Here is a 24,026-nt window from a genome sequence, read left to right on the forward strand (position 1 = left end):
GAGGCAAGAATTATGTGGCCTGACCGTCGACTGATCGATCTCTTCAAGACCGAATTCCCGATCGTGCTGGCGCCGATGGCCGGCGTGATGGATGCCGAACTGGTGATCGCCGTGGCAGAGGGCGGCGGGCTCGGCTCGCTGCCGAGCGCGATGCTGTCGCCGGAGAAGGCGCGCGAGCAGGTCAACATCATTCGCCAGCGCGTGAAGGCGCCGGTGAACATGAACTTCTTCTGCCACACGCCGGTTGACCTCACGGCCGAAGCCGAAGCGCGCTGGAAGCAGCGGCTCACGGGCTATTACACCGAGCACGGCCTCGATCCCGCAGCGCCCATCAACGCCGCGAACCGTGCGCCGTTCGACGCCGCGTTCTGCGAGGTCGTCGAGGAGCTGAAGCCGGAGATCGTCAGCTTTCATTTCGGCCTGCCGGAGCAGGCGCTGCTCAAGCGCGTCAAGGCTGCCGGCTGCCTCGTCATCTCGTCCGCCACGACGGTGAAGGAAGCAGTCTGGCTGGAAGAGCGCGGCGTCGATGCCGTGATTGCGCAAGGCGCCGAGGCCGGCGGCCATCGCGGCATGTTCCTGACCGACAAGATTTCCGAGCAGCCCGGCACCTTTGCGCTGGTGCCGCAGGTCGCCGACGCCGTGAAGGTGCCTGTCATCGCGGCCGGCGGTATCGCCGATGGGCGCGGCATCGCTGCAGCCTTTGCGCTCGGCGCATCCGGCGTGCAGATCGGCAGCGCCTATCTGCGCTGCCCGGAATCCAAGGTCAGCGCGGGCGGGCGCAAGGCGCTCGCTGAAGCGCGGGACGATTCCACCGTCATCACCAATGTCATGACCGGGCGTCCGGCGCGCGGCGTCCAGAACCGCCTGATGCGCGAAGCCGGCCCGATCTCGCCCGAGGCGCCGCCGTTTCCCCATGCCGCGACCGCGCTGGGGCCGCTCAAGGCAGCTGCCGAAAAGCAGGGCAGGGTGGATTTCACCAATCTCTGGGCCGGCCAGGCCGTGGCCCTGGGCCGTGAGGTCCCCGCAGCCGAATTGACCCGGGATTTCGCCAAATCGGCCCTGGTCCGCATGAAGGGACTGGCTGGCTAAGGTCGCGCCGCCGGTTGCGGCGCAAAACCGGCCTCTGCTATACGGCAGTTAGATTTTGCCGTGAGAGGCCTTATATAATGTCCGTCGACGACGCTACCGTCCGCCGCATCGCGCATCTGGCGCGCATTGCGGTTTCCGAGGGCGAGGTTCCGCATCTGCAGGGCGAGCTCAACGCCATGCTCGCCTTTGTCGAGCAGCTCTCGGAGGTCAACGTCGAGGGCGTGGAGCCGATGACCTCGGTCACCCCGATGCAGATGAAGAAGCGGCAGGACGTGGTCAATGACGGCGAGATCGCCGACGATATCGTTGCCAACGCGCCCGCGACCGAAGGTCACTTCTTTCTTGTGCCCAAGGTGGTCGAGTGACGTAGCGTTTTCGAGCGAAGTGGAAGCCGGTTCGCGTAAAGAAAACGCGTCAAACTAAAGAGCCTTAGGACCAAGTCCGATGTGCATGCTTTGCGACGATGAGAAGGCCTATCAGGCCTACATGAACTATCTCGACAAGATGGAGCGGCAGGGCAAGGCTGCCGATCCCAACGTCGCCGTCAATGCCGTGCTCGACGAGATCGAGGCCGCCGCGAACGCCGCCGCCAAGAAAAAAGACGACCCGGCCAACGACAAAACCCTGTCTCCGTTCTTCTGCAGCCCGATCAATAAATGACCGATTTGACATCGCTGACGCTCGCCGAGGCCCGCAAGGGTCTCGCGGCCAAGACTTTCACGTCCCTCGAGCTGACCGACGCGCATCTGAACGCGATCGAAGCCGCACGCGTGCTCAATGCCTTCGTGATGGAGACGCCCGAACGCGCGCGCGACATGGCGAAGGCCGTGGACGAGAAGATCGCCAGGGGTGAGGGCGGCCCGCTCGCCGGCATCCCGCTCGGCATCAAGGATCTGTTCGCTACCAAGGGCGTGCGCACGACGGCGTGCTCGAAGATCCTCGGCAATTTCGTGCCGACCTATGAGTCCACCGTGACCTCGCAGCTCTGGCGCGATGGTGCGGTGATGCTCGGCAAGCTCAACAATGACGAGTTCGCGATGGGTTCGGCCAACGAGACCTCGTGCTTCGGTCCCGTCGGCAATCCCTGGCGGCGGGAGGGAAGCAACACGACGCTGGTGCCGGGCGGCTCGTCCGGCGGCTCGGCCTCGGCCGTGGCGGCGTTGCTGTGCATGGGGGCGACCGCGACCGACACCGGCGGCTCGATCCGACAGCCGGCGGCGTTCACCGCGACGGTCGGCATCAAGCCGACCTACGGCCGCTGCTCGCGCTGGGGCATCGTCGCCTTCGCCTCCTCGCTCGACCAGGCCGGTCCGATAGCGCGCAGCGTGCGCGATAGCGCGATGCTGCTTCGCTCGATGGCCGGGCACGATCCGAAGGACACGACGTCGGTCGACATTGCCGTGCCGGACTATGAGGCCGCGATCGGCAAGTCCGTGAAGGGCATCAGGATCGGCATCCCCAAGGAATATCGCCTCGACGGCATGCCGGCCGAGATCGAGAAGCTCTGGAGCGAGGGTGCGGCCTGGCTGAAGGCGGCCGGCGCCGAGCTCGTCGAGGTGTCGCTGCCGCACACCAAATACGCGCTGCCGGCCTATTACATCGTGGCGCCGGCGGAGGCGTCCTCCAACCTCGCGCGCTATGACGGCGTCCGCTACGGACTGCGCGAGCAGGGCAAGAACATCATCGAGCTCTACGAGAACAGCCGCGCCGAGGGTTTTGGCGCGGAGGTGAAGCGCCGCGTCATGATCGGCACCTATGTGCTCTCGGCCGGCTATTACGACGCCTATTATCTGCGTGCGCAGAAGGTGCGGACACTGATCAAGAAGGATTTCGAGGACTGCTTCGCCAAGGGCGTCGACGCGATCCTGACGCCGGCGACGCCGTCGGCGGCCTTCGGCATCGGCGAGAAGGGCGGGGCCGACCCCGTCGAGATGTATCTCAACGACATCTTCACGGTGACCGTGAACATGGCGGGCCTGCCGGGCATCGCCGTGCCCGCCGGCAAGGATGCGCAAGGCCTGCCGCTCGGCCTGCAGCTGATCGGCCGCCCGTTCGACGAGGAGACGCTGTTCTCGCTCGGCGAGGTGATCGAGCAGGCCGCCGGCCGCTTCACGCCCGCGAGGTGGTGGTGAATGTCGCCGCGTTCATCGCGAGCCTCGACGGCGCGGCGCCCGCGCCGGATCTGAACGCGCCGCTCGCCGGCCTCTGGTGGGCCGCGAAGGGCGACTGGGATCAGGCGCACAAGATCGTTCAGGACGAGAACAGCCGCGACGCCGCCTGGGTGCACGCCTATCTGCATCGGGTCGAAGGCGATCTCGGCAATGCCGGCTACTGGTATCGCCAGGCCGGCCAACCCGCGGCAAAGGATTCATTGGAGGCGGAGTGGGAGCGGATCGCTGCCACGCTGCTCGGGAGCAGGACATGAGCACGGCCACGCACAAGCTTCTCAAGGGCGCCACCGGTGACTGGGAGATGGTCATCGGCATGGAGATCCATGCCCAGGTGACCTCGAACTCAAAACTGTTCTCGGGCGCCTCGACCACGTTCGGCGGCGAGCCGAACAGCCACGTGTCGCTGGTCGATGCCGCGATGCCAGGCATGCTGCCCGTCATCAACGAGGAATGCGTCAGACAGGCTGTCCGGACCGGGCTCGGGCTGAACGCGCAGATCAATCTGCGTTCGGTGTTCGACCGTAAGAACTATTTCTATCCGGACTCGCCGCAGGGCTACCAGATCAGCCAGTACAAGTCGCCGATCGTCGGCGAAGGTGAGGTCGTGGTCGAACTGGATGGCGGCAAGACCGCGACCATCGGCATCGAGCGCCTTCATCTTGAGCAGGACGCCGGCAAGTTGCTGCACGATCAGTCGCCGGCCATGTCCCATGTCGATCTCAATCGTTGCGGCGTGGCGCTGATGGAGATCGTCTCCAAGCCCGACATCCGCGATGCCGAGCAGGCCAAGGCCTATGTGACCAAGCTGCGCTCGATCCTGCGCTATCTCGGCACCTGCGACGGCGACATGGAGAAGGGATCCTTGCGCGCCGACGTCAACGTCTCCGTGCGCAAGCCGGGCGCACCGCTCGGCACCCGCTGCGAGATCAAGAACATGAACTCGATCACCTTCATCGGCCAGGCGATCGAGTACGAGGCGCGGCGCCAGATCGAGATCCTCGAGGACGGCGGGGAGATCAACCAGGAAACGCGGCTCTACGACCCCAACAAGGGCGAGACGCGATCGATGCGGTCCAAGGAAGAGGCGCATGACTACCGCTACTTCCCCGATCCCGACCTGCTGCCGCTCGAATTCTCGCAAAGCTTCGTCGACGAGCTGAAGACAGAGCTGCCGGAGCTGCCGGACCAGAAGAAGGCGCGCTTCGTCGCTGATTTCGGCCTGTCGGCTTACGATGCGAGCGTGCTGGTCGCCGAGCGCGAGAGCGCGGTGTTCTACGAGACGGTGCTGGACACGCTCGGCAACCGCGCCCGCGACGGCAAGATGGCGGCGAACTGGGTGATCAACGAGCTGTTCGGCCGTCTCAACAAGGAAGGCCGGGATATTGCGGCCTCTCCCGTCAACGCCGAGCAGTTGGCTGCGATCATCGACCTGATCGGCGAGGGCACGATCTCCGGCAAGATCGCCAAGGATCTGTTCGAGATCGTCTGGCAGGAGGGCGGCGATCCGCGCGCGCTGGTCGAAAGCCGCGGCATGAAGCAGGTCACCGACCTCTCGGCGATCGAGAAGGTGGTCGACGACATCATCGCGGCCAATCCCGACAAGGCCGCGCAGGTCAAGGACAAGCCGCAGTCGCTCGGCTGGTTCGTCGGCCAGGTGATGAAGGCGTCCGGCGGCAAGGCCAACCCGCAGAGCGTCAACGACCTCTTGAAGTCGAAGCTCGGCATCTGACGTCACACGTTCGAACGAGGTGACGGATACGCTTCGTCACCTCGTTTCCGGTTCGCGCTGCGACGCTCGCGCGCACCCTCGGCGGCAAACTCCATCCCGACCGACGGCGATGCGGCGGCCGAATCGCCGCCACGCGATTCGTGCAAAACGGCGGCTTCGACACGCGCTGACGAGCGCTTGCGCCGTTAAGCATGAAAATATTTTCGTTGCCAAAACTCGCGACTCAGAGTCCGCGAAGCGCCCTTGCGCGGCGATCGCGGGATCGACGATGCACATCATCGCATCGCGCATGCGCAATGCGCGCGTGCAGAAAAATACTTGCCATGTAGTGTTTTTCTGCAATCGCATCTCGCGCAAACATCGACGATGCGGGCACTCCCCGCGATCGCAAGCACGCGTCATGCAGTGCGCCCGCATCGCGCTCGCCAAGCGCAGGCGCGTTGTGCCGTCAACACTTCTTTAAGCGAGAAGCTGTTTTTTTCGTCGTGTTGGTGTATTCGGGATGAGTGTGCATTCGATCCCCGACTGCATGCAGCGATTACAGCCATCTCACACATCGGAGGGCAACATGGCCAAGAAAGCGAAGAAGGCGAAGAAGGCGAAGAAGGCGAAGAGCGCAGTGAAGAAGACTGCGAAGAAGACCCGCAAGGTCGCGAAGAAGAAGTAACTTCGCTTCTGAAGTTGCCGGCTCCTAGAGAGCCGGCACGTCATCAGCGCCTTCTAACAGGTTCTGGTCGGCGATAGAGGGTGTCGGCGAGACATCAGGCCAACGGTCGGATCGTTCTCTTTCGCGGGTTCGCTCGCCAAAGTACGGTCCGGCAGAAGAAACAAGTTTTCTTCGTTCGGTGCGGTTCTCCTTCTCAAGGGCTCCGCAATTTCACAAGCGGCCTTCGGGCCAACGTGGAATCTGGTCCTGACGTGTTCGCCGACGCCCTCGTTCTCTTGAGGCCGGGGTATTGCCGGCATTCCCTTTTCCCACATTGCTGATCTGACCGTGACGTGGCCGCGCTGCCTTGGGGCAGGCGAGGGCTGGGGCGAACTGTCGTTTGCCGCGACGTTCGCCGCGCAGGCGCAATGCGAGGCCGGCGCTCCGATTCCTAAAGTCGCGCGCTTCGCGCTGCGCGGCCTGCCGGCCACGGGGTGGCGCCGCCGCGCGAGGCGCCCGTGTGGCCTTGCCAGCGCGCCCCTCCCATAACGCGCCCCTCCCATGAATTGTAACCGCAGGGCGCGCGTCACCGCGCGCGATGGTTATCGTTCTCCCAAAATCCCAGGGTAAACCGAATCTAACGAATCGCAGAAGTGCCTGCAAAGCGGGGACTTCTTGCATTTGTCGCGCGCGCCCCGTGCGGGTGCGTTTACGTCTGCTTCATCGCGATACTTAAACTGCCATTCAAATTTGCCCGCCATCATCGCCTCCAACAAGCCGGCAAACGGCATGGGGATGAGTTGAACAGGTCTTTGGACGGGAGCCGCGCTCGGGGGAACGAGGCGGCAGAAAAAAAGGGGATGCGTTATGTTTCAGGGTACTTTCGATCTGGAGACGGCGACGCCGATCGACGCGAGCGCGCTGTCGGACGTGTTGTTCGAGCGCGGGATCTATTGGGCGAGCGGCCGCTCCGGCCTCGTCGACCTCGTCGCCGCACATAAATGGTTCAACCTCGCCGCGCTGAAGGGCCGCAAGGACGCCGTGGCGCTGCGCCAGGAAGTCGCCGGGCAGATGTCGGACGCCGAGATCTCGGCCGCGCAGCGCGAGGCGAGGGCGTGGGTCTCGGCTCACTGATCCGAGAATCGCATCCACACCCTTGTCTTCACGGGCAGCCCGATTGCGCTCAATCAAGTTCCTTCGTCGAGTCGCCGCATCGACCCGCGCGGCATGACCGAGCCGCCGCCCGACGATTCCGCTCTGGAACCCGGACGGCCGCACAAGACGGGCCTCTTGCCGGGGATATAGAGGTCTTGGGCCTGCCGTCCCGGCGCAGCTCCGGCGTCTGGTTCAATATCTGAGCCGGCGAGGTGGTGCTGAATGCGCCCTGGCAGCGGCGGATCCGGCAATCCCGTGGATGGATGCACACATATATAGAGAGCGCGAATCGGCTGCGCGTGCCGCGCTGATCCATGCGCCAGGCTTTCGCGGTCGTCCGGCGGTCGCTTTCAGGTGAAAGAACGCACAGACCTTGATTCTGCCGCTTGCGGCTCGCCGCCGTGTCGGGCATACCCGGCATATTGGAGACGTGGCCGAGTGGCTGAAGGCGGCGGTTTGCTAAACCGTTATAGGCTTGTAAAGGCCTATCGAGGGTTCGAATCCCTCCGTCTCCGCCAGCCGAGCTGTCCGCTCCGGTCTCAATCATCCCCACCATCGATAAAGAGCCTTCGCAGCGCGCCTTGAGCGTTGCGCGACCATGTCTGCGCCTGGTGGAGAGTCGCGGGAAGACCTGTGTGCCTTCTCCTTGAGTCTCCTTCTGATTCCACGATTCGTGCGCGTCAAAGCCTGTTCAGGCCGGAGTTCCGTCCACAACGCCTCAGGTGGGGAATTTTGACGGCAAACGGAACCGTCCTAGAAAAATAAGCAAAAACAATATGTTGCGAGAGCGCTTCGATCACATCTGCGTGTTATTTGTGCAACACCCTTCGGAAAACAAACGTCATGGGCTCGCTACGGAGCGTTCTCTTGTTGTGTGTGCAAAGACGTTCGGTAATTGTGACTGAGCGACGGAGGGGGGCATCCCGAGGTCGTCCCGTTTTAGGTGGTTCGCTTAAGTCCCTCGCGTTCAGCGGGTGTGTCCGAAGGCGCGAAGCGACTAAGCGGTGAGTTAAGGGACAAGGGAACCAACCTTAGGGTGTCGTCACCCAGCGGATCCGGAACCTTCCCTATAGAGCAAACTTGGAGGTTTAACATGAAGTTGGTTAAGAGCCTTTTGCTCGGTTCAGCGGCAGGTCTGATTGCCGTTGGCGGAGCACAGGCAGCCGATCTCCCCGTGAAGGCCAAAGCGGTCGAATACGTGAAGATCTGCTCCCTGTACGGTGCCGGATTCTACTACATCCCGGGCACTGACACCTGCATCAAGCTGGGTGGTTACCTGCGTGCTGAAGTCGCGATCAACGCTACCGATTTCAACGGTAACTTCAGCAGTGTTAACGGTTCTGCGAACCGTCTGACGAACTACTACGTCACTCGCGCCCGTGAAGACTTCAACGTCGACACGCGCACCGCGACCGAATACGGCGTGGTTCGTACCTTCGCCGACGTGGTGTTCTCGTGGACGACGGATAACTACTCGGGCAACGGCACCGGCAACGGCTCCACCGTTTACTCGCAGCTCGGCAGCACGGGCGTTGGCGGACCCAACAATGCCACCTCAGGCGCAATCGCCGGCGGTACGCTCGGCGTGTACTACGCCTTCATCCAGTTCGCGGGCTTCACGATGGGTAAAGCTGTTGCCCAGTTCGACGCTCCCTGGACCAACTATCCGGGTAACAACTTCGACGGTCTGACTGGCGGCGGCGGCACGGTCACTGGTGTGAACCAGTTCACCTATACTGCCGACTTCGGTCAGGGCATCACTGCCGCGATTTCGGCGGTGGATCCGACGGCCTACTATCAGAGCAACCTGTACAACACCAGCGCCGGCGTTTCGGTCGCGAATTTTGGTACCGGCGGCTACGGCATCAATGCCTTCGGCGGCACGCGGGCTCCTGACATCCAGGGTATGGTCCGTATTGACCAGGCTTGGGGTCTGTTCCAGTTGTCCGCAGCGGCGCACAACAACCACGTAGCGTACTACGCGACTCCGGGGCTTGTCGGAACCGAAGCGGCCGGTCATCCGGGCGACAAGTGGGGCTGGGCTGTCCAGGCGGCGTTGTCCATCAAGAACATTCCGACTGGTGCGGGCGACGTGATCAACGTCCAGGCGGTCTACACCGATGGTGCGACCCGCTACAACTTCCAGAGCTTGGCTTCGCAGAACTATGCAATGTTCGGCGGTACCAACCTGGCTGGTGCCTATCAGAGCATTGGCCTTGCCGGTGCGGCTGACGGTGTGTTCGCCAACGGAACCGGTATCAACACGGTTACGAGCTGGGGTATGCGCGGCGCCTACACCCACAACTGGGATCCGTACTGGAACACCGCGATCTACGGTTCGTACGCTCAGCTGACGTACAGCAACGGTGGTGCGACTCTCATTTGCAACCAACTCGCTACGTTGGGTGCCGCCACTGCGGGTATCACCTCTTGCAACCCGAACTTCAACCTCGGCACGATCGGTCTGATCACCCGCTGGACGCCGGTGAAGAACCTGACCTTCTCGGCGGACGTGGCTTACACCATGCTCGACCAGAAGTTCGCGGGCACGATCAGCACGCTCGCTGCTGGCCCTGCGGCAGTTGTCGCAAAGCCGGGTGCTGTGTACGAGCTGAAGGATCAGAACACGGTCAGCTTGCTGCTCCGCGCTCAGCGCAACTGGTAAGTTTGGTCTAACGACCTGACAGAGAGCCCCGGCGGGAAACCGCCGGGGCTTTTCTTTTGGCGGCATGGCTGTTCTAACGCCGCGGAATGCTGGCGGAGGGCTGGCGTTGCTCCCACGCTCCATCGTCCGTGACGATCTGGACGAGGCTGTTACGGAGGAGGGGCCTCTGCGCTGCGGGCATCTGCGCGCAATGTTTGCAACGGGCCGCCTGCCGTTGACCGGCATGGCCTTGCAAGCGCCCCACCGTCCTGACGCTGCAGCAGGCGGCGATCGACGCCTTCATGTTCGAGGACGTGGAACGGCGAGCTTGCCGATCGGACTACGACCAGGGAGCGCTCAGGGCTCAGCGTCGAGCAAGGGTCGCCTGAAGATCGCGCGCGAGCTTCAGCTCTTCTTCAGCGGCTCACATCCGGACGACCGACGGCGCTCGCCGCCGACGCTCTCGGCGGTCAATCGGGAGCGCACAGGAGGATGGCTCTATTCCACGCTGCCGGTGCCGCGGCGCAGGTCAGCCTCGATCTGCAACCGTGTGCCGCCGCCGAAGCGGGCGCGGTAGACCTGAAGATTCTCCATGATCCGCTGCACGTAGTTGCGCGTCTCGGAGAACGGAATCAGCTCGACCCAGTCGACCGCGTCGACCTTGGGATCGCGCGGGTCGCCGTAGCGGTCGACCCATTTCTTCACGCTGCCGCGGCCGGCATTGTAGGCGGCAAAGGTCATGATGTAGGAGCCGCGGTAGTCCTCGAGCAGTCCGCCGAGCTCGGCTGAGCCGAGCGTGGCGTTGTAGACCGAATCGTTCTTCAGCCGCCCCAGATCGTAGGTCGCGCCGTGCCGCTTGCAGACGTAACGCGCGGCGTCCGGCGTCACCTGCATCAGGCCGTAAGCCTGCGCCGGCGAGACCACGGAGGGGTTGAACGCGCTTTCCTGCCGCGCGATCGCATAGACGATGCTGCGCTCGACCTCGGGGCCGATCGGCGTGAACTGCGGAATGCCGTTGACGGGATAGGCGTAGAAGTCGAAGGGGAGGCCGCGGTTGAGCGCAGCCTTGCCGAGCAGCAGCATGCCGCGCGCGTCGCTGTAGCGCTGGGTGAGCTCGCCAAGGCCGGCAAGCGCCTCGGGATCGCCGTTCTCGCCCATGTCGGCGAGAACAGGTATCGCCATCTCCCGTTCGTCGAGCTCGTAGAGCAGGTGCGCGGCGCGCACGATCTCCAGCCGTTCGGCGCCACGGCCGCGCGGCTGGCTGTTGAGCTCGATCTGCGGCAGGCCGAGCTTTGCGCGCGCGAGCTGGCCGTAATAGCTGGTGGATTGCTCGGCCGCCCGCGCGTAGGCGTTGCGCGCCTCCTGCTGGCGGCCCGCCGCTTCGGCCGCGCGGCCCTGCCAATAGCCGGCGCGCGCCAGCGTGGTCGGATTGACGCTGCCGACGCCGATGCGGGCGAAATGCTGGGTGGCGGCGGCGGGGTCGTTGAGGAAGCGCAGCGCGATCCAGCCGGCGGTGAACTCCTGCTCGGTCTTGTAGATGTCGCGCGAGGGCAGGGCCGCGTCGCGCGCGATCAGATAGGCGCTGCGGAATTCCTCGGTGTCGATCATCTTGCGCGCCAGCAGGCGCCGCTCGATCCACCATTCATCGAGATTGTAGAGCCGGTTCGGATCCTTCGGCGCCGACAGCATCAGCTGGGCGGCTTCGGCAAACTTCTCCTCGCGGCGCAGGAGCTGGATCTTGCTGAAGATGAAGCCGGGATCGTTGTGCAGCTCGCGCGGCACGGCGTCGAGCAGCGCGCGCGCATTCGGCGCCTTCTTGACGGAGGCGATGCGGGCCTTGGCCAGCGCGACATAGCCGGCGCCGAGGCGTTTTGCGGCGCGGAGCGCGGCTTCGTTCTCGCTGCCGTAGAGCAAGGTGTCCATCCGCGCCTTCTGGTCGCCCGGCGTCAGCAGGGCGCCGAACTGGTCGAGCGCGTTGTTCTCGGTCTCCTCCGACATCGGATCACTGCGCCAGGCCTCGCGCACCAGCCGCTCGGCATTGGCGCGGTCGCCCCGCGCCAGCATCGCCTTGGCGAGCGTGAAGCGGCCCTTGGCGGACACAGGCGATTCATTCTCGAACCACGACCACGCGACCGAATCGTCGCGCCTGTCGTCCCACATCGCGGCCTCCAGGCGCCGGCGCAGGAAGGTCTGCGACGGCCAGCTCGGATTGGCGGAGAGGAAGGCGCGATAGCGTTCCACGGTCGCGCCATTGTCCTCGCTGCGCAGGATGATCCATTCGGCGAGCTTTCGTGCGACGGGATCCGAGATCGAGGAAGCGTAATTGGTGGCGTCGGCCGCCTTGCGCTTGCGCACGAGCTCGATGACGTTCTCGAGCGTGTCCTTGTCGGCTTGCGACGTCGAGGAGGTCGCAGCGACCGCGGCCGGCGTGACTGGCTTGCGCGGCGTGGCGTGCTGGCGGGTCGCCGGCGCAAGCAGAGGAGCTGCGACGGGTTTGGCGACAGGCGCCGGGGCGGCAGGCCTGACGGTAGCCGTCACGGCCGGCGCGGGTGCGGTCTTGGGGGGCGAGCCATTGGCGGCCGGCTGTGATTTTGGCGCGGCGGCTGCGGGCTTGGGCTTGTCCTTGGCGGGTTCCTTGCCGGCGCTCTTGCCTGCATCCTTGGCGGCGTCCTTGCCAGCATCCTTGCCGGGTTTCTTCGCGGCATCCTTGGCCGGGGCGCCAGCCGCTCCCTTGCTCGCGCCCTTCAGTGTTTCCTTGCCGGTTCCCTTCGTTGTTTCTTTGGCTGATCCCTTCGCGGCGTCCTTGGCCGCCGGCTTCGCGGTGTCCTTGGCGCCGTCCGCGGTTGTCTCATTGGACTTGGCCAGGGCGGCGCAGCCGACCGACAGCCCGGCCATGAGGCACACGGCCAGACCGGTGGATCGCCATGCGGAACGAGGAAAGGAGGTCACGGCGTTTGGTCGCCCCGAATCAGTCAGTTGGCTCAAGACCTAGCTGTATTCGCTTGAATATGCGGACAAAATACCAACAGCTGCTTACCTTTGCCCAGTTTGCACCACCACCGCGGCAAAATCGCGGCCTAAACGGTGCGTCACACGGAAGCGGGTCTTTTACCGGCGGGATAGACCCGATATGAATGCAGCTTGCTCAAGAGATAGCCGCGTACGGAGGAAGTCCATGGCAGCCAAGACGAAATTCCGGGGATCGTTCACCGCCTTGGTTACGCCGTTCAAGAACGGCTCGCTGGACGAGGCGGCGTTCCGCTCGCTGGTCAACTGGCAGATCTCGGAAGGCACCAACGGCCTGGTCCCGGTCGGCACCACCGGCGAGAGCCCGACACTCAGCCATGACGAGCACAAGAAGGTCGTCGAATGGTGCATCGCTGAAGCCAAGGGGCGCGTACCCGTGGTCGCGGGTGCCGGCTCCAATTCGACGAAAGAGGCGATCGAGCTCGCGCAGCACGCCGAGAAGGCCGGCGCGGACGCCGTGCTGGTTGTGACGCCCTATTACAACAAGCCGACCCAGGAAGGGATGTACCAGCACTTCAAGGCGATCAATGATGCGATCGGCATCCCGATCATCATCTACAACATTCCGCCGCGCTCGGTGATCGACATGTCGGTCGAGACCATGAAGCGGCTGTGGGAGCTGAAGAACATCGCCGGCGTCAAGGACGCCACCGCCAGCATGGTCCGCGTCTCGCAGCAGCGCGCGGCGATGGGCGAGGATTTCAACCAGCTCTCTGGCGAGGACGCGACCATCCTCGGCTACATGGCGCATGGCGGCCATGGCTGCATCTCGGTGACCTCGAACGTCGCGCCGCGCCTGTGCTCGGAATTCCAGGCCGCCTGGGCGAAGGGCGATACCAAGGCGGCGCTCGCAATCCACGACAAGCTGATGCCGCTGCACAACAACCTCTTCATCGAGAGCAATCCGGCGCCGATCAAGTACGCGATGTCGCTGCTCGGCAAGCTGGACGAGACGCTGCGCCTGCCGATGGTTCCGGTCACCGAGCCGACGCGCGTTGCCGTGCGCAGCGCGATGGTTCATGCTGGGCTGATCAACTGATTTAGCCAACCGGAGAGCCGTTCATGAGCGTCGACGAGAAGGGCAGGAAGATGCTCACGGAGTTCCGCGAGTTCGCCATGAAAGGCAACGTCGTCGACCTCGCCGTCGGCGTCATCATTGGTGCGGCCTTCGGCGCCATCGTCACGTCGCTGGTCGGTGACGTCATCATGCCGATCATCGGCGCCGCGACCGGCGGCCTCGACTTCTCGAACTACTTCGCCCCCTTGTCGAAGGCGGTGACCGCCACCAACTTAGCGGATGCGAAAAAGCAAGGTGCAGTACTTGCTTACGGCAGCTTCCTGACGCTGACGATCAACTTCATCATCGTCGCCTTCGTGTTGTTCCTGGTGATCCGCGCCATGAACACGCTGAAGCGCAAGGAGGAGGCGGCGCCTGCGGCTCCGGCAAAACCGTCGGCCGAGGTCGAACTGCTGACCGAGATCCGCGATCTCCTCAAGAAGTGACGCGCGCGCTTCATCCAAACTGTTAGCTTACGCGCGCATCTCGACCGGAATTGTCTGTTATGGCCGATAAGAACGAACGTCCTATCAAGGTCATGGCGGAAAATCGCAAGGCCCGCTTCAACTATGCGATCGAAGACACGATCGAGGCGGGCATTGCGCTCACCGGCACCGAGGTCAAATCGATCCGCAACGGCAAGAGCACGATCGCGGAGTCCTACGCCGATTCCAAGGACGGCGAGATTTGGCTGATCAACGCCACCATTCCCGAATATCTCCAGGGCAACCGCTTCAATCACGAGCCCAAGCGGCCGCGAAAGCTGCTTCTGCATCGCAAGCAGATCAACAAGCTGATGGGCGCGGTCGACCGCGAAGGCATGACGCTGATCCCGCTCAAGCTCTATTTCAACGAGCGCGGGCGGGCCAAGCTGCAGCTGGCGGTTGCAAAGGGTAAGAAGCTGCACGACAAGCGCGAGTCCGAGAAGAAGCGCGACTGGAGCCGGGAGAAGGGCCGACTGTTGCGGGCGAGGGGATAGCGGCAAGAGGTTGGCGGATGACTCAGAAGAACCTGCTCGAGGTCGATTGGAGCCAGATTCCCGCACCCGCCGACGACGGCGGCGCCGCGCATCTCAAGGGCATGACCTTGCCTCCGGTCAGCCTGCTCGCGACCGACGATACGTCGGTGAATCTGTCAGCGCTCTCCGGCCGGACCGTGGTGTTCGCCTATCCGCGCACCGGCGAGCCCGGCAAGATCGGGCTGGTCGACGATTGGGACATGATCCCGGGCGCGCGCGGTTGCACGCCGCAGACTTGCGCGTTTCGTGATCTGTTTGCCGAGCTGAAAGCTGCCGGCGCCGCGCAGGTGTACGGCCTCTCGACCCAGAGCAACGCGTACCAGACCGAGATGGCGTCGCGGCTGCACCTGCCGTTCCCCGTGCTGTCGGACGAGAAGCTGGCGCTGACGCGCGCCCTCAATCTGCCGACCATGGAGGTCGCTGGCCTGACCTTGATCAAGCGCCTTGCGCTGATCATCGACGACGCCAAGGTCACCCATGTGTTCTATCCGGTGTTTCCGCCCGATCGGAACGCCGGCGACGTCCTGGACTGGCTGAAGGCCAATCCAGCCGAGCCCTAGTCCAGGTCGGCCTTCACCTTCGCGAACACGCTGCGGAACATGTCCGTCGTCAGCACGCCGGTGTTCGTGTTGTAGCGCGAGCAATGATAGCTGTCGTAGAGCCTGAATGCGCCGGCCTGATGCACGGCGCCGTGGCCGAAGGGAGCTTGCGAGGCCTTCAGGTTCAGCGGCTTGAGCACCGTGTCGTGCGCAATCCGTCCGAGCGCGACGATCGCGCGCAGCTTCGGCATCGTCGCGAGGGTAGCCCCGAGGAACTGGCGGCAGGTGTTGATCTCGACCGGCAGCGGCTTGTTTTGTGGCGGAACGCAATGCACGGCATTGGCGATCCGGCAGTCGACCAGCTTCAGGCCGTCGTCGGGCCGCGCCTGATAGGTGCCCTTGGCGAAGCCGTATTCGAGCAGCGTGGCGTAGAGCAGGTCGCCGGCATAGTCGCCGGTGAAGGGGCGGCCGGTGCGGTTGGCGCCCTGCATGCCTGGTGCAAGGCCGACGATCAGCAGGCGCGCCTTGATGTCGCCGAAGGGGGGGACCGGCGCGTTGTGCCACAACGGCTCGCGCGCGCGGTTCGCCTCGCGAAAGGCGACCAGGCGCGGACAAAGCGGACAGTCACGGTCGGGAACGAGGGTGAGAGGCTGGCGGCTTGACCGGGCCGCCTCACTCCTCGAAGTCGTCATCGCCCCTCGGCGCCATCGTGGTCGCGCGCTGGAGGAACTGCGGGGCGTGATGGCGTCCCTCGCCACGCTCGCCGCGGTCACGCGGGGCGGGTCGTTCGGACGGGTCGCGGCCGAGCTTGGATTGCAGCTCGACTAGGTCGGTGAAGACGTCGGCCTGGCGGCGCAGCTCGTCGGCGATCATCGGCGGCTGGCTCGCGATGGTGGAGATCACGGTGACCCGGACACCGCGGCGCTGGACGGCTTCGACCAGGGAGCGGAAGTCGCCGTCACCCGAGAACAGCACCATCTGGTCGATGTGCTCGGCGAGCTCCATGGCGTCCACGGCGAGCTCGATGTCCATGTTGCCCTTGACCTTGCGGCGGCCGGAGGCGTCGATGAACTCCTTGGTCGCCTTGGTGACGACCGTGTAGCCGTTGTAGTCGAGCCAGTCGATCAGCGGGCGGATCGAGGAGTACTCCTGATCCTCGATGATCGCGGTGTAGTAGAACGCCCGCAACAGCGTCCCGCGGCTCTGAAACTCCTTCAGCAGGCGCTTGTAGTCGATGTCGAAGCCCAGAGTTTTCGCCGTCGCGTAGAGATTGGCCCCATCGATGAAGAGCGCGATCTTGTTAGTGGCAGAAGGTGACATTCAGTTTGCTCGCGTAGCGTTCGTGATTGATCGTTTATTGTTGGCGCGGCGACAGCAAGCCGCGCAGGTCTATGGTGCCGCCGAAGCCCGTCGAAACCGCAAATCCGGAGAAGTCGTGGCAATCAAGGTATAGTTATGGCGGACCTGCATACGCCCGGTGCCACCCTCAATAGCAGCCCGGCAAACCACCCATCCCAGCCCCAATGTGGGGGTAGCAGAGCCGTTTGGCGAGGCCAAATCACAAATTGGCCTTGCGAAATCGCCCTGTCCCCTATAACTAGCCCCAATCATCCACATATTTCGTCCCACCCACAACGGAGCGACAGTCCATGGCTCGCGTCACCGTAGAAGATTGTATCGACAAGGTCGACAACCGGTTTGACCTGGTCCTGCTGGCCGCCCACCGGGCCCGCATGATTTCGTCCGGTTCACAACTAACGGTTGACCGCGATAACGACAAGAACCCCGTTGTGTCTTTACGCGAAATTGCGGACGAAACCATCTCGCCGGAGGACCTCCGCGAGGAGCTGGTCCACTCGCTCCAGAAATTCGTCGAGGTCGACGAGCCCGAGCCCGATACGGTCCCGCTGATCGGTTCCGCCGGTGCCAGCGTCGATGCCGACGATACCGAAGTTGCCGTTGAGCGCATGACCGAAGAGGAGCTCCTGAAGGGCCTCGAGGGCCTCGCGCCGCCGGAAGAACAGCCCGAGGAGGACGAGTAATCGTCCCGTCGCAGTCGTCGATTTCTTGTGATCTTATCAGAGGCCCGAACCCGTGTTCGGGCCTTTGCTTTTGTTGGCGTTTTCGTGGTTACCATAGCGTTGCCGCATCGCGTTGCTTGCCTGTCACCGAATTGATCGGACGCACGCGCGATCGGGGCTAAGATGTATGCAACGGGCAGCTCATGGTCCGTTTGAAGGCAGGATGGCATGGTGTATCGGCGCCGGAGACAAACGCAGATGCTGGCCGCAACCGAATCGGTTGCCGTGGCCCCGACTGCGCCGGTGGGGCGCCCGGCCAAGCCTCGCGCGCGCATGATGCGTCAATATGACCTCGTCGAGCGCGTCAGGTCCTACAATCCCAATACCAACGAAGACCTGCTGAACCGCGCCTATGTCTACGCCATGAAGGCGCACGGCTCGCAGACACGTGCCTCGGGCGATCCGTATTTCTCGCACCCGCTCGAAGTGGCGGCGATTCTCACCGATCTGAAGCTCGACGACGCCACCATCGTGGCTGCCCTGCTGCACGACACGATCGAGGACACCGAGGCGACGCGTGCCGAGATCGACCAGATCTTCGGGCCCGAGATCGGCGCGCTGGTCGAAGGCCTGACCAAGCTGAAGCGGCTGGAGCTGGTGTCGCGCGAGGCCAAGCAGGCCGAGAACCTGCGCAAATTGTTGCTGGCCATTGCCGACGATGTCCGCGTTCTGCTGGTCAAGCTCGCCGACCGCCTGCACAACATGCGTACGCTGGACTTCGTGCCGCCGGAGTCGCGACGGCGCATTGCCGAGGAGACGCTCGACATCTATGCGCCGCTGGCCGGGCGCATGGGCATGCAGGAAATGCGCGAGGAGCTGGAGGATTTGTCCTTCCGCACCCTCGATCCGGAAGCCTATTCGGTGGTGATGCAGCGGCTCGACGCGCTCGCCGAGCGCAACCGCAACCTGATCGGCGAGATCGAGGACCAGCTCTCCAACAATCTGCGCCACCGGGGGCTCGGCGCGCGGGTCTATGGCCGCCGCAAGAAGCCGTTCTCGATCTGGACCAAGATGGAACGCAAGTCGGTCGGCTTCGAGCAATTGTCCGACATCTTCGGCTTCCGCCTCGTAGTCAACGACATCGAGGCCTGCTATCGCGCGCTCGGCATCGTCCACACCAATTGGCCGGTCGTGCCCGGGCGTTTCAAGGACTACATCTCGACGCCGAAGCAGAACGACTACCGCTCGATCCACACCACCGTGATCGGCCCCGGCAACCAGCGCGTCGAGCTGCAGATCCGTACCGAGGCGATGGACCAGATCGCCGAGCGCGGCATCGCCGCACACGTGTTCTACAAGGAAGACGTGGGCTCGCCGACCGAGTTTCTCAAGCGCGAGTCCAATGCGTTCGCCTGGTTGCGCCACACCATCGGCATCCTCTCGGAGAGCGCCAACCCCGAGGAATTCCTCGAGCACACCAAGCTCGAGCTGTTCCACGACCAGGTGTTCTGCTTCACCCCGAAGGGCAAGCTGATCGCGCTGCCGCGCCATGCCAATGTGATCGACTTCGCCTATGCCGTGCACACCGACGTCGGCAACAGCGCCGTCGGCTGCAAGATCAACGGCCAGTTCGCGCCGCTCTCCTCGGAGCTCCAGAACGGCGACGAGGTCGAGGTGCTGACCTCGGAGGCCCAAGCGGCGCCGCCCTCGGCCTGGGAAACGCTCGCGGTCACCGGCAAGGCGCGCGCCGCGATCCGCCGCGCCACCAGGACCGCGGTGCGCGACCAATATGTCGGTCTCGGCCGGCGTATCGTCGAGCGCCTGTTCGAGCGCGCCAAGATCGAATATGCCGACGACAAGCTCAAGGGCGCGCTGCCGCGGCTGGCGCGCACCTCGATCGAGGACGTCATGGCGGCGGTCGGTCGCGGCGAGATCAAGGCCTCCCACGTCGCGCGTGCGATGTATCCCGACTACAAGGAGGAGCGCATCGCGCGCTACGGCGTCAAGAAGGGGCTCGCCGCCAAGCTCAGGGAGAAGTCGTCGGAGCCGCCGCGCAGCCCGGTCGCGATCCCGATCCGCGGCATCAATTCCGACCTGCCGGTGAAGTTCGCGCCAAACGGCGGCGCCGTGCCCGGGGACCGCATCGTCGGCATCGTCACGCCGGGCGAGGGGATAACGATCTACCCGATCCAGGCGCCGGCCCTGAAGGATTTCGAGGAGGAGCCGGAGCGCTGGCTCGACGTGCGCTGGGACATCGAGGATTCCGCGCCGCAGCGCTTCCCGGCCCGTATCAAGGTCGAGAACGTCAACGAGCCCGGCGCGCTGGCACAGATCGCGACCGTGATCGCCGAGCACGACGGTAACATCGACAACATCAGCATGCAGCGCCGCTCGCCCGATTTCACGGAGACGACGATCGACCTCGAGGTCTACGATCTCAAGCATCTGAGCGCGATCCTCGCCCAGTTGCGCGCCAAGGCGGTCGTGGCCCGTGTCGAACGTGTTAATGGATAGACGCCTCTCGCATGCGTCCGTCTCCCCGATTTCGTGAGTCCTGAAATGTCCGCTTCTCCGCTCCGCCTCGGCGTCAATATCGACCACGTCGCAACCGTGCGTAACGCGCGCGGCGGCCGCCATCCCGATCCGGTGCGTGCCGCGCTGCTGGCGATCGAGGCCGGCGCCGACGGCATCACCGCTCACTTGCGCGAGGATCGCCGGCACATCCGCGACGAGGACATGGCGCGGCTGAAGGCCGAGATCTCCAAGCCGCTCAATTTCGAGATGGCGGCGACCGACGACATGATGCGCATCTCGCTCGCCACGAAGCCGCACGCGGTGTGCCTCGTGCCCGAGCGCCGCCAGGAGGTGACGACCGAAGGCGGCCTCGACGTCGTCGGCCAGCACAATGCGCTCGCGCCGTACATCGCACGGCTGAACGATGCGGGCATCCGGGTCTCGCTGTTCATCGCCGCCGATCCCGCGCAGATCGAGATGGCGGCACGGCTGCGTGCGCCCGTGATCGAGATCCACACGGGGGCCTGGTGCGACGCCGTCGTCGACGGGCACACCGCGAAGGCCGAGGCGGAATGGCAGCGGATCGTGGCAGGGGTGAAGCTGGCCAAGGAAGCGGGGCTCGAGGTTCATGCGGGCCATGGGCTCGACTATGCGACGGCGGAGACGATAGCGGCCCTGCCGGAGATCATGGAGCTCAACATCGGCTACTACATGATCGGCGAGGCACTGTTCGTCGGGCTCGCCGAGACGGTACGCAGCATGCGCGCGGCGATGGACCGCGGCCGGAGCCGGGCATGATCATCGGCATCGGCTCCGACCTGATCGACATCACCCGCGTCGGCAAGGTGATCGAGCGCCATGGCGAACGTTTCCTCGACCGCATCTTCACCGCGGCCGAGCGGGCCAAGGCGGAGCGGCGCGCCAAGAGCGAGAAGATGGTGGTTGCAACCTACGCCAAGCGCTTCGCCGCCAAGGAGGCCTGCTCGAAGGCGCTAGGTACCGGCATCCGGAACGGTGTCTGGTGGCGCGACATGGGGGTGGTCAACCTGCCGGGAGGGCGGCCGACCATGCAGTTGACGGGCGGGGCGCTGGCCCGGCTCCAGGCCCTGACGCCCGAGGGGTTCGAGGCGAAAATCGACCTGTCGATCACCGACGACTGGCCGCTGGCGCAGGCCTTCGTCATCATTTCCGCGGTGCCGCTGGCCAAGCCCTGACCGTCGGCGGGCTGTTTTTATAATTCACATTAAAAATCAATGTCTTATGCAGTTTTGATGCGATCCTTGATTGCGTGGCACCCGACAACCGTCTAAAAGTCCGCGAACGCAAATCAGGCTGGGCGAATTCGGCTTTACGCCGGAATTGGCCCTCATTATCAGAATCAGGACAATCTCCTTGGGCCGCGAAGCGATGGGCTGTTCGCGGAAGGAGGGCGCTCTGTGACCGCCGGCCGGAATTGAGAGAGCAATGAGCGTGACTTCGGGAACGAAAACTGAAAGCGGCGTCGGCGAAACGATCCGCGTCGTGATCCACGCTCTCCTGATCGCGCTCGTGATCCGCACGTTCCTGTTCCAGCCGTTCAACATTCCGTCCGGCTCGATGAAGGCGACGCTGCTGGTCGGCGACTATCTGTTCGTCTCAAAATATTCCTACGGCTATAGCCACTACTCGATCCCGTTCTCGCCGCCGCTGTTCTCGGGGCGGATCTGGGGCTCGGACCCGAACCGCGGCGACATCGTCGTGTTCCGCCTGCCGAAGGACGACTCCACCGACTACATCAAGCGCGTCATCGGCCTTCCCGGCGACCGCATCCAGATGAAGGATGGGCTGCTCTACATCAACGACACTCCGGTCGAGCGGCAGCGCATGAGCGAATTTGTCGGCGAGGATCCCTGCGGCTCCGAGGGCGGGGGCATCTCGCGGGTGAAGCGCTGGAAGGAAACGCTGCCGAACGGCGTGTCCTATGAGACGCTGGACTGCGCCGACAACGGCTACATGGACAACACCAACGTCTACAACGTGCCGCCGGGCCATTTCTTCATGATGGGCGACAACCGTGACAACTCCACCGACAGCCGTTTCCTCGGCCAGGTCGGCTACGTGCCGCAGGAGAATTTGATCGGCCGCGCCCAGATGATCTTCTTCTCCATCGCCGAAGGCGAGCATGCCTGGATGTTCTGGCGCTGGCCTTGGGCGGTGCGCTGGAACCGTTTCTTCAAAATCGTCCGATGAAAGACGAAGCCAAGGACATCCCGATCCAATCGACCGAGCCCGCGGCGGGCGCCGACCGCGAAGCGGCGACCAAGACGCTTGCGACCAAGACGCCTGAAACCAAGACACCTGAAACCAAGACACCTGCAAAGAAGAAGCGGGTACGCAGCAGCAAGGCCAAGGCCTCGGATGCGAACGCGGCGCTCGAGGCGCGCATCGGCCACAGCTTTGCCGATCCGAATCTGCTGATGCAGGCGATCACGCATGTCTCGGCGCTGAAGTCGGGGCGCAAGCGCGGCGACAGCTATCAGCGGCTGGAATTCCTGGGCGACCATGTGCTGGGGCTCGTCGTCTCCGACATGCTCTATCACGCCTTCCCGAATGCTGATGAGGGCGAGCTGTCCAAGCGACTTGCCGAACTGGTGCGCAAGGAGAGCTGCGCCGACGTTGCCAAGTCGCTCGGTCTGCTCGACGACGTCAAGCTCGGTTCGGTCGGGCCGAGCGCCGATGCCCGCCTGCGCAAGAGCGTGCTCGGCGACATCTGCGAGGCCGTGATCGGCGCCGTCTTCCTCGACGGTGGCTACGCGGCGGCGGCGGAATTCGTCAGGCGCAACTGGACCGAACGCATGCACAAGCCGCGGCGTCCCTTGCGCGATCCCAAGACCGTGCTGCAGGAATGGGCGCAGGGGAAGGGGCTGCCGACGCCTGTCTACCGCGAGGTCGAGCGCACCGGCCCGCATCACGATCCGCAGTTCCGCGTCGCGGTGGATCTGCCGGGATTGGCGTCGGCCGAAGGCATCGGTGGCAGCAAGCGTGCAGCGGAGAAGGTGGCGGCCTCAGTGATGATCGAACGTGAAGGTGTTGGCGGCGGCAATGACGGCTGAAGCAAGCGGCGAGGCGCCCTCCGCAACGCGCTGCGGCTTCGTTGCGCTGATCGGCGCGCCGAATGTCGGAAAATCCACACTGGTCAATGCGCTGGTCGGGGCCAAGGTCACGATCGTCTCGCGCAAGGTGCAGACCACGCGCGCGCTGATCCGCGGCATCGTCATCGAGGACAACGCGCAGATCATCCTGGTCGACACGCCCGGCATCTTCCTGCCCAAGCGCAGGCTCGACCGCGCCATGGTCTCGACGGCCTGGAGCGGGGCGCACGACGCCGACCTCGTCTGCGTGCTGCTCGACGCCAAGGCCGGGATTGATGAAGAGGCCGAGGCGATCCTCACCAAGGTCGCCAGCGTCAAGCACGAGAAGATCCTGGTCATCAACAAGGTCGATCTGGTCCAGCGCGAGAAGCTGCTGGCGCTGGCGCAGGCCGCCAACGAGCGCATGGCCTTTGCAAAGACCTTCATGATCGCGGCGATCTCGGGCGACGGCGTCGACGACCTCAGGCATACGCTGGCCGAAATCGTGCCGCCGGGCCCGTTCCTCTACCCCGAAGACCAAATGTCGGACGCGCCGATGCGGCAGCTTGCGGCCGAGATCACGCGCGAGAAGATCTATCGCAAGCTGCACCAGGAATTGCCCTACCAATCCACGGTCGAGACCGACAAGTGGGAGGAGCGCAAGGACAAGTCGGTGCGCATCGAGCAGACGATCTTCGTCGAGCGCGAGAGCCAGCGCAAGATCGTGCTGGGCGCAGGCGGCGCCACCATCAAGTCGATCGGCGCGGACTCGCGCAAGGAGATCGGCGAGATCCTGGGCGTGCCGGTGCACCTGTTCCTGTTCGTCAAGGTGCGCGAAAACTGGGGCGACGATCCCGATCGCTATCGCGAGATGGGCCTGGAATTTCCCAAAGAATAACCAAGAAAAGATCGGTCACCGATGAGCGTACCCAGCAACGTCCGGCGCTTCGAAGCGCTGCTCTATGCGTCATTGATGCTGGATGCCCTGTCGGTCGCGGTGCAGGACCGCACGCCCAGTGCCGAGATGACCGAGCCGATGATCATGATGGCGACCATGCTCGCCGGCGGCATGATCCTGCTGCTGGTCTATTTCGTCTGGTTGGCTGCGCGTTGGCGCAAGAACTGGCCGCGCTGGGTGCTGGCGGCGGCCCTCGTGCTGTCCGTGATCTCGCTCGGCCAGATCATCGGCGAGAAGGGCCTGGAGCTCGACAGCGTCATCGAGATCGTCTCCTGCGTGCTGACCGCGATGGGGCTGTATTTCTCGTTCAGCGGCGACGCCCAGGGCTGGTTCAACGCCTAACGTCTT

General features: G+C 64.2%; 23 protein-coding genes and 1 tRNA gene. 21 read left to right on the forward strand and 3 right to left on the reverse strand.

The window, feature by feature from the left end:
* The first annotated feature begins 12 nt into the window (after positions 1–12).
* The 9 genes from AB7290_RS17975 (at position 13) to AB7290_RS18015 (ending at position 9,455) form a co-directional block, all read left to right on the forward strand.
* Positions 13–1,089 (forward strand): NAD(P)H-dependent flavin oxidoreductase, encoded by a 1,077-nt coding sequence (locus AB7290_RS17975; RefSeq protein WP_085398480.1) that lies wholly within the window; start codon positions 13–15, stop codon positions 1,087–1,089.
* A gap of 77 nt (positions 1,090–1,166) precedes the next feature.
* Complete coding sequence (gatC, locus tag AB7290_RS17980) at positions 1,167–1,454, forward strand: Asp-tRNA(Asn)/Glu-tRNA(Gln) amidotransferase subunit GatC (RefSeq protein ID WP_063982824.1); 288 nt, start codon at positions 1,167–1,169, stop codon at positions 1,452–1,454.
* A gap of 79 nt (positions 1,455–1,533) precedes the next feature.
* Positions 1,534–1,749 (forward strand): hypothetical protein, encoded by a 216-nt coding sequence (locus AB7290_RS17985; protein ID WP_014494728.1) that lies wholly within the window; start codon positions 1,534–1,536, stop codon positions 1,747–1,749.
* Positions 1,746–3,221: an Asp-tRNA(Asn)/Glu-tRNA(Gln) amidotransferase subunit GatA gene (gene gatA / locus AB7290_RS17990; RefSeq protein ID WP_085398479.1), complete on the forward strand. Its 1,476-nt coding sequence runs from the start codon at positions 1,746–1,748 to the stop codon at positions 3,219–3,221. The genes AB7290_RS17985 and gatA overlap by 4 nt, the downstream gene beginning before the upstream one ends.
* Positions 3,212–3,514, forward strand: coding sequence for a hypothetical protein (locus AB7290_RS17995; protein ID WP_094183808.1), 303 nt, complete (start codon positions 3,212–3,214; stop codon positions 3,512–3,514). Before gatA ends, AB7290_RS17995 begins: the two co-directional genes overlap by 10 nt.
* Positions 3,511–4,989 (forward strand): Asp-tRNA(Asn)/Glu-tRNA(Gln) amidotransferase subunit GatB, encoded by a 1,479-nt coding sequence (gatB, locus tag AB7290_RS18000; protein ID WP_085398478.1) that lies wholly within the window; start codon positions 3,511–3,513, stop codon positions 4,987–4,989. Before AB7290_RS17995 ends, gatB begins: the two co-directional genes overlap by 4 nt.
* A gap of 1,513 nt (positions 4,990–6,502) precedes the next feature.
* On the forward strand, positions 6,503–6,769 hold the full coding sequence (locus tag AB7290_RS18005) for a hypothetical protein (RefSeq protein WP_014494734.1): 267 nt from the start codon (positions 6,503–6,505) through the stop codon (positions 6,767–6,769).
* 445 nt (positions 6,770–7,214) lie between these two features.
* A tRNA-Ser gene (locus tag AB7290_RS18010) sits at positions 7,215–7,308 on the forward strand.
* Between the two features lie 575 nt (positions 7,309–7,883).
* On the forward strand, positions 7,884–9,455 hold the full coding sequence (locus AB7290_RS18015; protein WP_166097085.1) for a porin: 1,572 nt from the start codon (positions 7,884–7,886) through the stop codon (positions 9,453–9,455).
* Positions 9,456–9,932: 477 nt separating this feature from the next.
* Here AB7290_RS18015 and AB7290_RS18020 read toward each other — a convergent pair whose 3' ends face one another.
* Complete coding sequence (locus tag AB7290_RS18020) at positions 9,933–12,329, reverse strand: lytic transglycosylase domain-containing protein (RefSeq protein WP_354116166.1); 2,397 nt, start codon at positions 12,327–12,329, stop codon at positions 9,933–9,935.
* Between the two features lie 280 nt (positions 12,330–12,609).
* On the opposite strand from AB7290_RS18020, the gene dapA reads away from it, so the two are divergent.
* From dapA to AB7290_RS18040, 4 genes are read left to right on the forward strand one after another with little or no spacing between them, the layout of a single operon-like run.
* Positions 12,610–13,500: a 4-hydroxy-tetrahydrodipicolinate synthase gene (dapA, locus tag AB7290_RS18025; RefSeq protein WP_085399882.1), complete on the forward strand. Its 891-nt coding sequence runs from the start codon at positions 12,610–12,612 to the stop codon at positions 13,498–13,500.
* A gap of 50 nt (positions 13,501–13,550) precedes the next feature.
* Positions 13,551–13,964: a large conductance mechanosensitive channel protein MscL gene (mscL, locus tag AB7290_RS18030; RefSeq protein WP_063986320.1), complete on the forward strand. Its 414-nt coding sequence runs from the start codon at positions 13,551–13,553 to the stop codon at positions 13,962–13,964.
* 59 nt (positions 13,965–14,023) lie between these two features.
* Positions 14,024–14,497: an SsrA-binding protein SmpB gene (smpB, locus tag AB7290_RS18035; RefSeq protein ID WP_008133025.1), complete on the forward strand. Its 474-nt coding sequence runs from the start codon at positions 14,024–14,026 to the stop codon at positions 14,495–14,497.
* Between the two features lie 17 nt (positions 14,498–14,514).
* Positions 14,515–15,096 (forward strand): peroxiredoxin, encoded by a 582-nt coding sequence (locus AB7290_RS18040; protein ID WP_063982831.1) that lies wholly within the window; start codon positions 14,515–14,517, stop codon positions 15,094–15,096.
* Here the strand turns inward: AB7290_RS18040 and AB7290_RS18045 are convergent.
* Complete coding sequence (locus AB7290_RS18045) at positions 15,093–15,767, reverse strand: uracil-DNA glycosylase (RefSeq protein ID WP_085399881.1); 675 nt, start codon at positions 15,765–15,767, stop codon at positions 15,093–15,095. The two genes, AB7290_RS18040 and AB7290_RS18045, sit on opposite strands and share 4 nt — an antisense overlap.
* Positions 15,748–16,395 carry a LabA-like NYN domain-containing protein gene (locus AB7290_RS18050; RefSeq protein ID WP_014494741.1) on the reverse strand — a complete coding sequence of 216 codons (648 nt, stop codon included), beginning with the start codon at positions 16,393–16,395 and terminating at the stop codon, positions 15,748–15,750. Before AB7290_RS18050 ends, AB7290_RS18045 begins: the two co-directional genes overlap by 20 nt.
* 329 nt (positions 16,396–16,724) lie before the next feature.
* Between AB7290_RS18050 and rpoZ the strand changes: the two genes are divergently transcribed.
* The 8 genes from rpoZ to AB7290_RS18090 all read left to right on the forward strand — a co-directional run bounded on the left by rpoZ (position 16,725) and on the right by AB7290_RS18090 (position 24,020).
* Entirely contained in the window at positions 16,725–17,117 is a 393-nt protein-coding gene (gene rpoZ / locus AB7290_RS18055) for a DNA-directed RNA polymerase subunit omega (protein WP_014494742.1), read from the forward strand.
* Between the two features lie 207 nt (positions 17,118–17,324).
* Positions 17,325–19,610: a RelA/SpoT family protein gene (locus tag AB7290_RS18060; protein ID WP_071913178.1), complete on the forward strand. Its 2,286-nt coding sequence runs from the start codon at positions 17,325–17,327 to the stop codon at positions 19,608–19,610.
* Between the two features lie 45 nt (positions 19,611–19,655).
* Positions 19,656–20,408, forward strand: a complete 753-nt coding sequence (locus AB7290_RS18065; protein ID WP_085399879.1) for a pyridoxine 5'-phosphate synthase — start codon at positions 19,656–19,658, stop codon at positions 20,406–20,408.
* The gene (gene acpS / locus AB7290_RS18070) at positions 20,405–20,824 is read left to right on the forward strand and encodes a holo-ACP synthase (RefSeq protein WP_014494745.1); all 420 of its coding nucleotides are present in this window, start codon (positions 20,405–20,407) and stop codon (positions 20,822–20,824) included. Before AB7290_RS18065 ends, acpS begins: the two co-directional genes overlap by 4 nt.
* 250 nt (positions 20,825–21,074) lie before the next feature.
* Complete coding sequence (gene lepB, locus AB7290_RS18075) at positions 21,075–21,839, forward strand: signal peptidase I (protein WP_014494746.1); 765 nt, start codon at positions 21,075–21,077, stop codon at positions 21,837–21,839.
* Positions 21,836–22,702: a ribonuclease III gene (rnc, locus tag AB7290_RS18080; RefSeq protein WP_085399878.1), complete on the forward strand. Its 867-nt coding sequence runs from the start codon at positions 21,836–21,838 to the stop codon at positions 22,700–22,702. Before lepB ends, rnc begins: the two co-directional genes overlap by 4 nt.
* Positions 22,692–23,618, forward strand: a complete 927-nt coding sequence (era, locus tag AB7290_RS18085; RefSeq protein WP_085399877.1) for a GTPase Era — start codon at positions 22,692–22,694, stop codon at positions 23,616–23,618. Before rnc ends, era begins: the two co-directional genes overlap by 11 nt.
* A gap of 21 nt (positions 23,619–23,639) precedes the next feature.
* Positions 23,640–24,020 carry a hypothetical protein gene (locus AB7290_RS18090; RefSeq protein ID WP_085399876.1) on the forward strand — a complete coding sequence of 127 codons (381 nt, stop codon included), beginning with the start codon at positions 23,640–23,642 and terminating at the stop codon, positions 24,018–24,020.
* The last annotated feature ends 6 nt before the right edge of the window (positions 24,021–24,026 follow it).

The organism is Bradyrhizobium sp. 613_E4_N2_2, assembly GCF_052075995.1.
Taxonomy (GTDB): Bacteria; Pseudomonadota; Alphaproteobacteria; order Rhizobiales; family Xanthobacteraceae; genus Bradyrhizobium; species Bradyrhizobium barranii.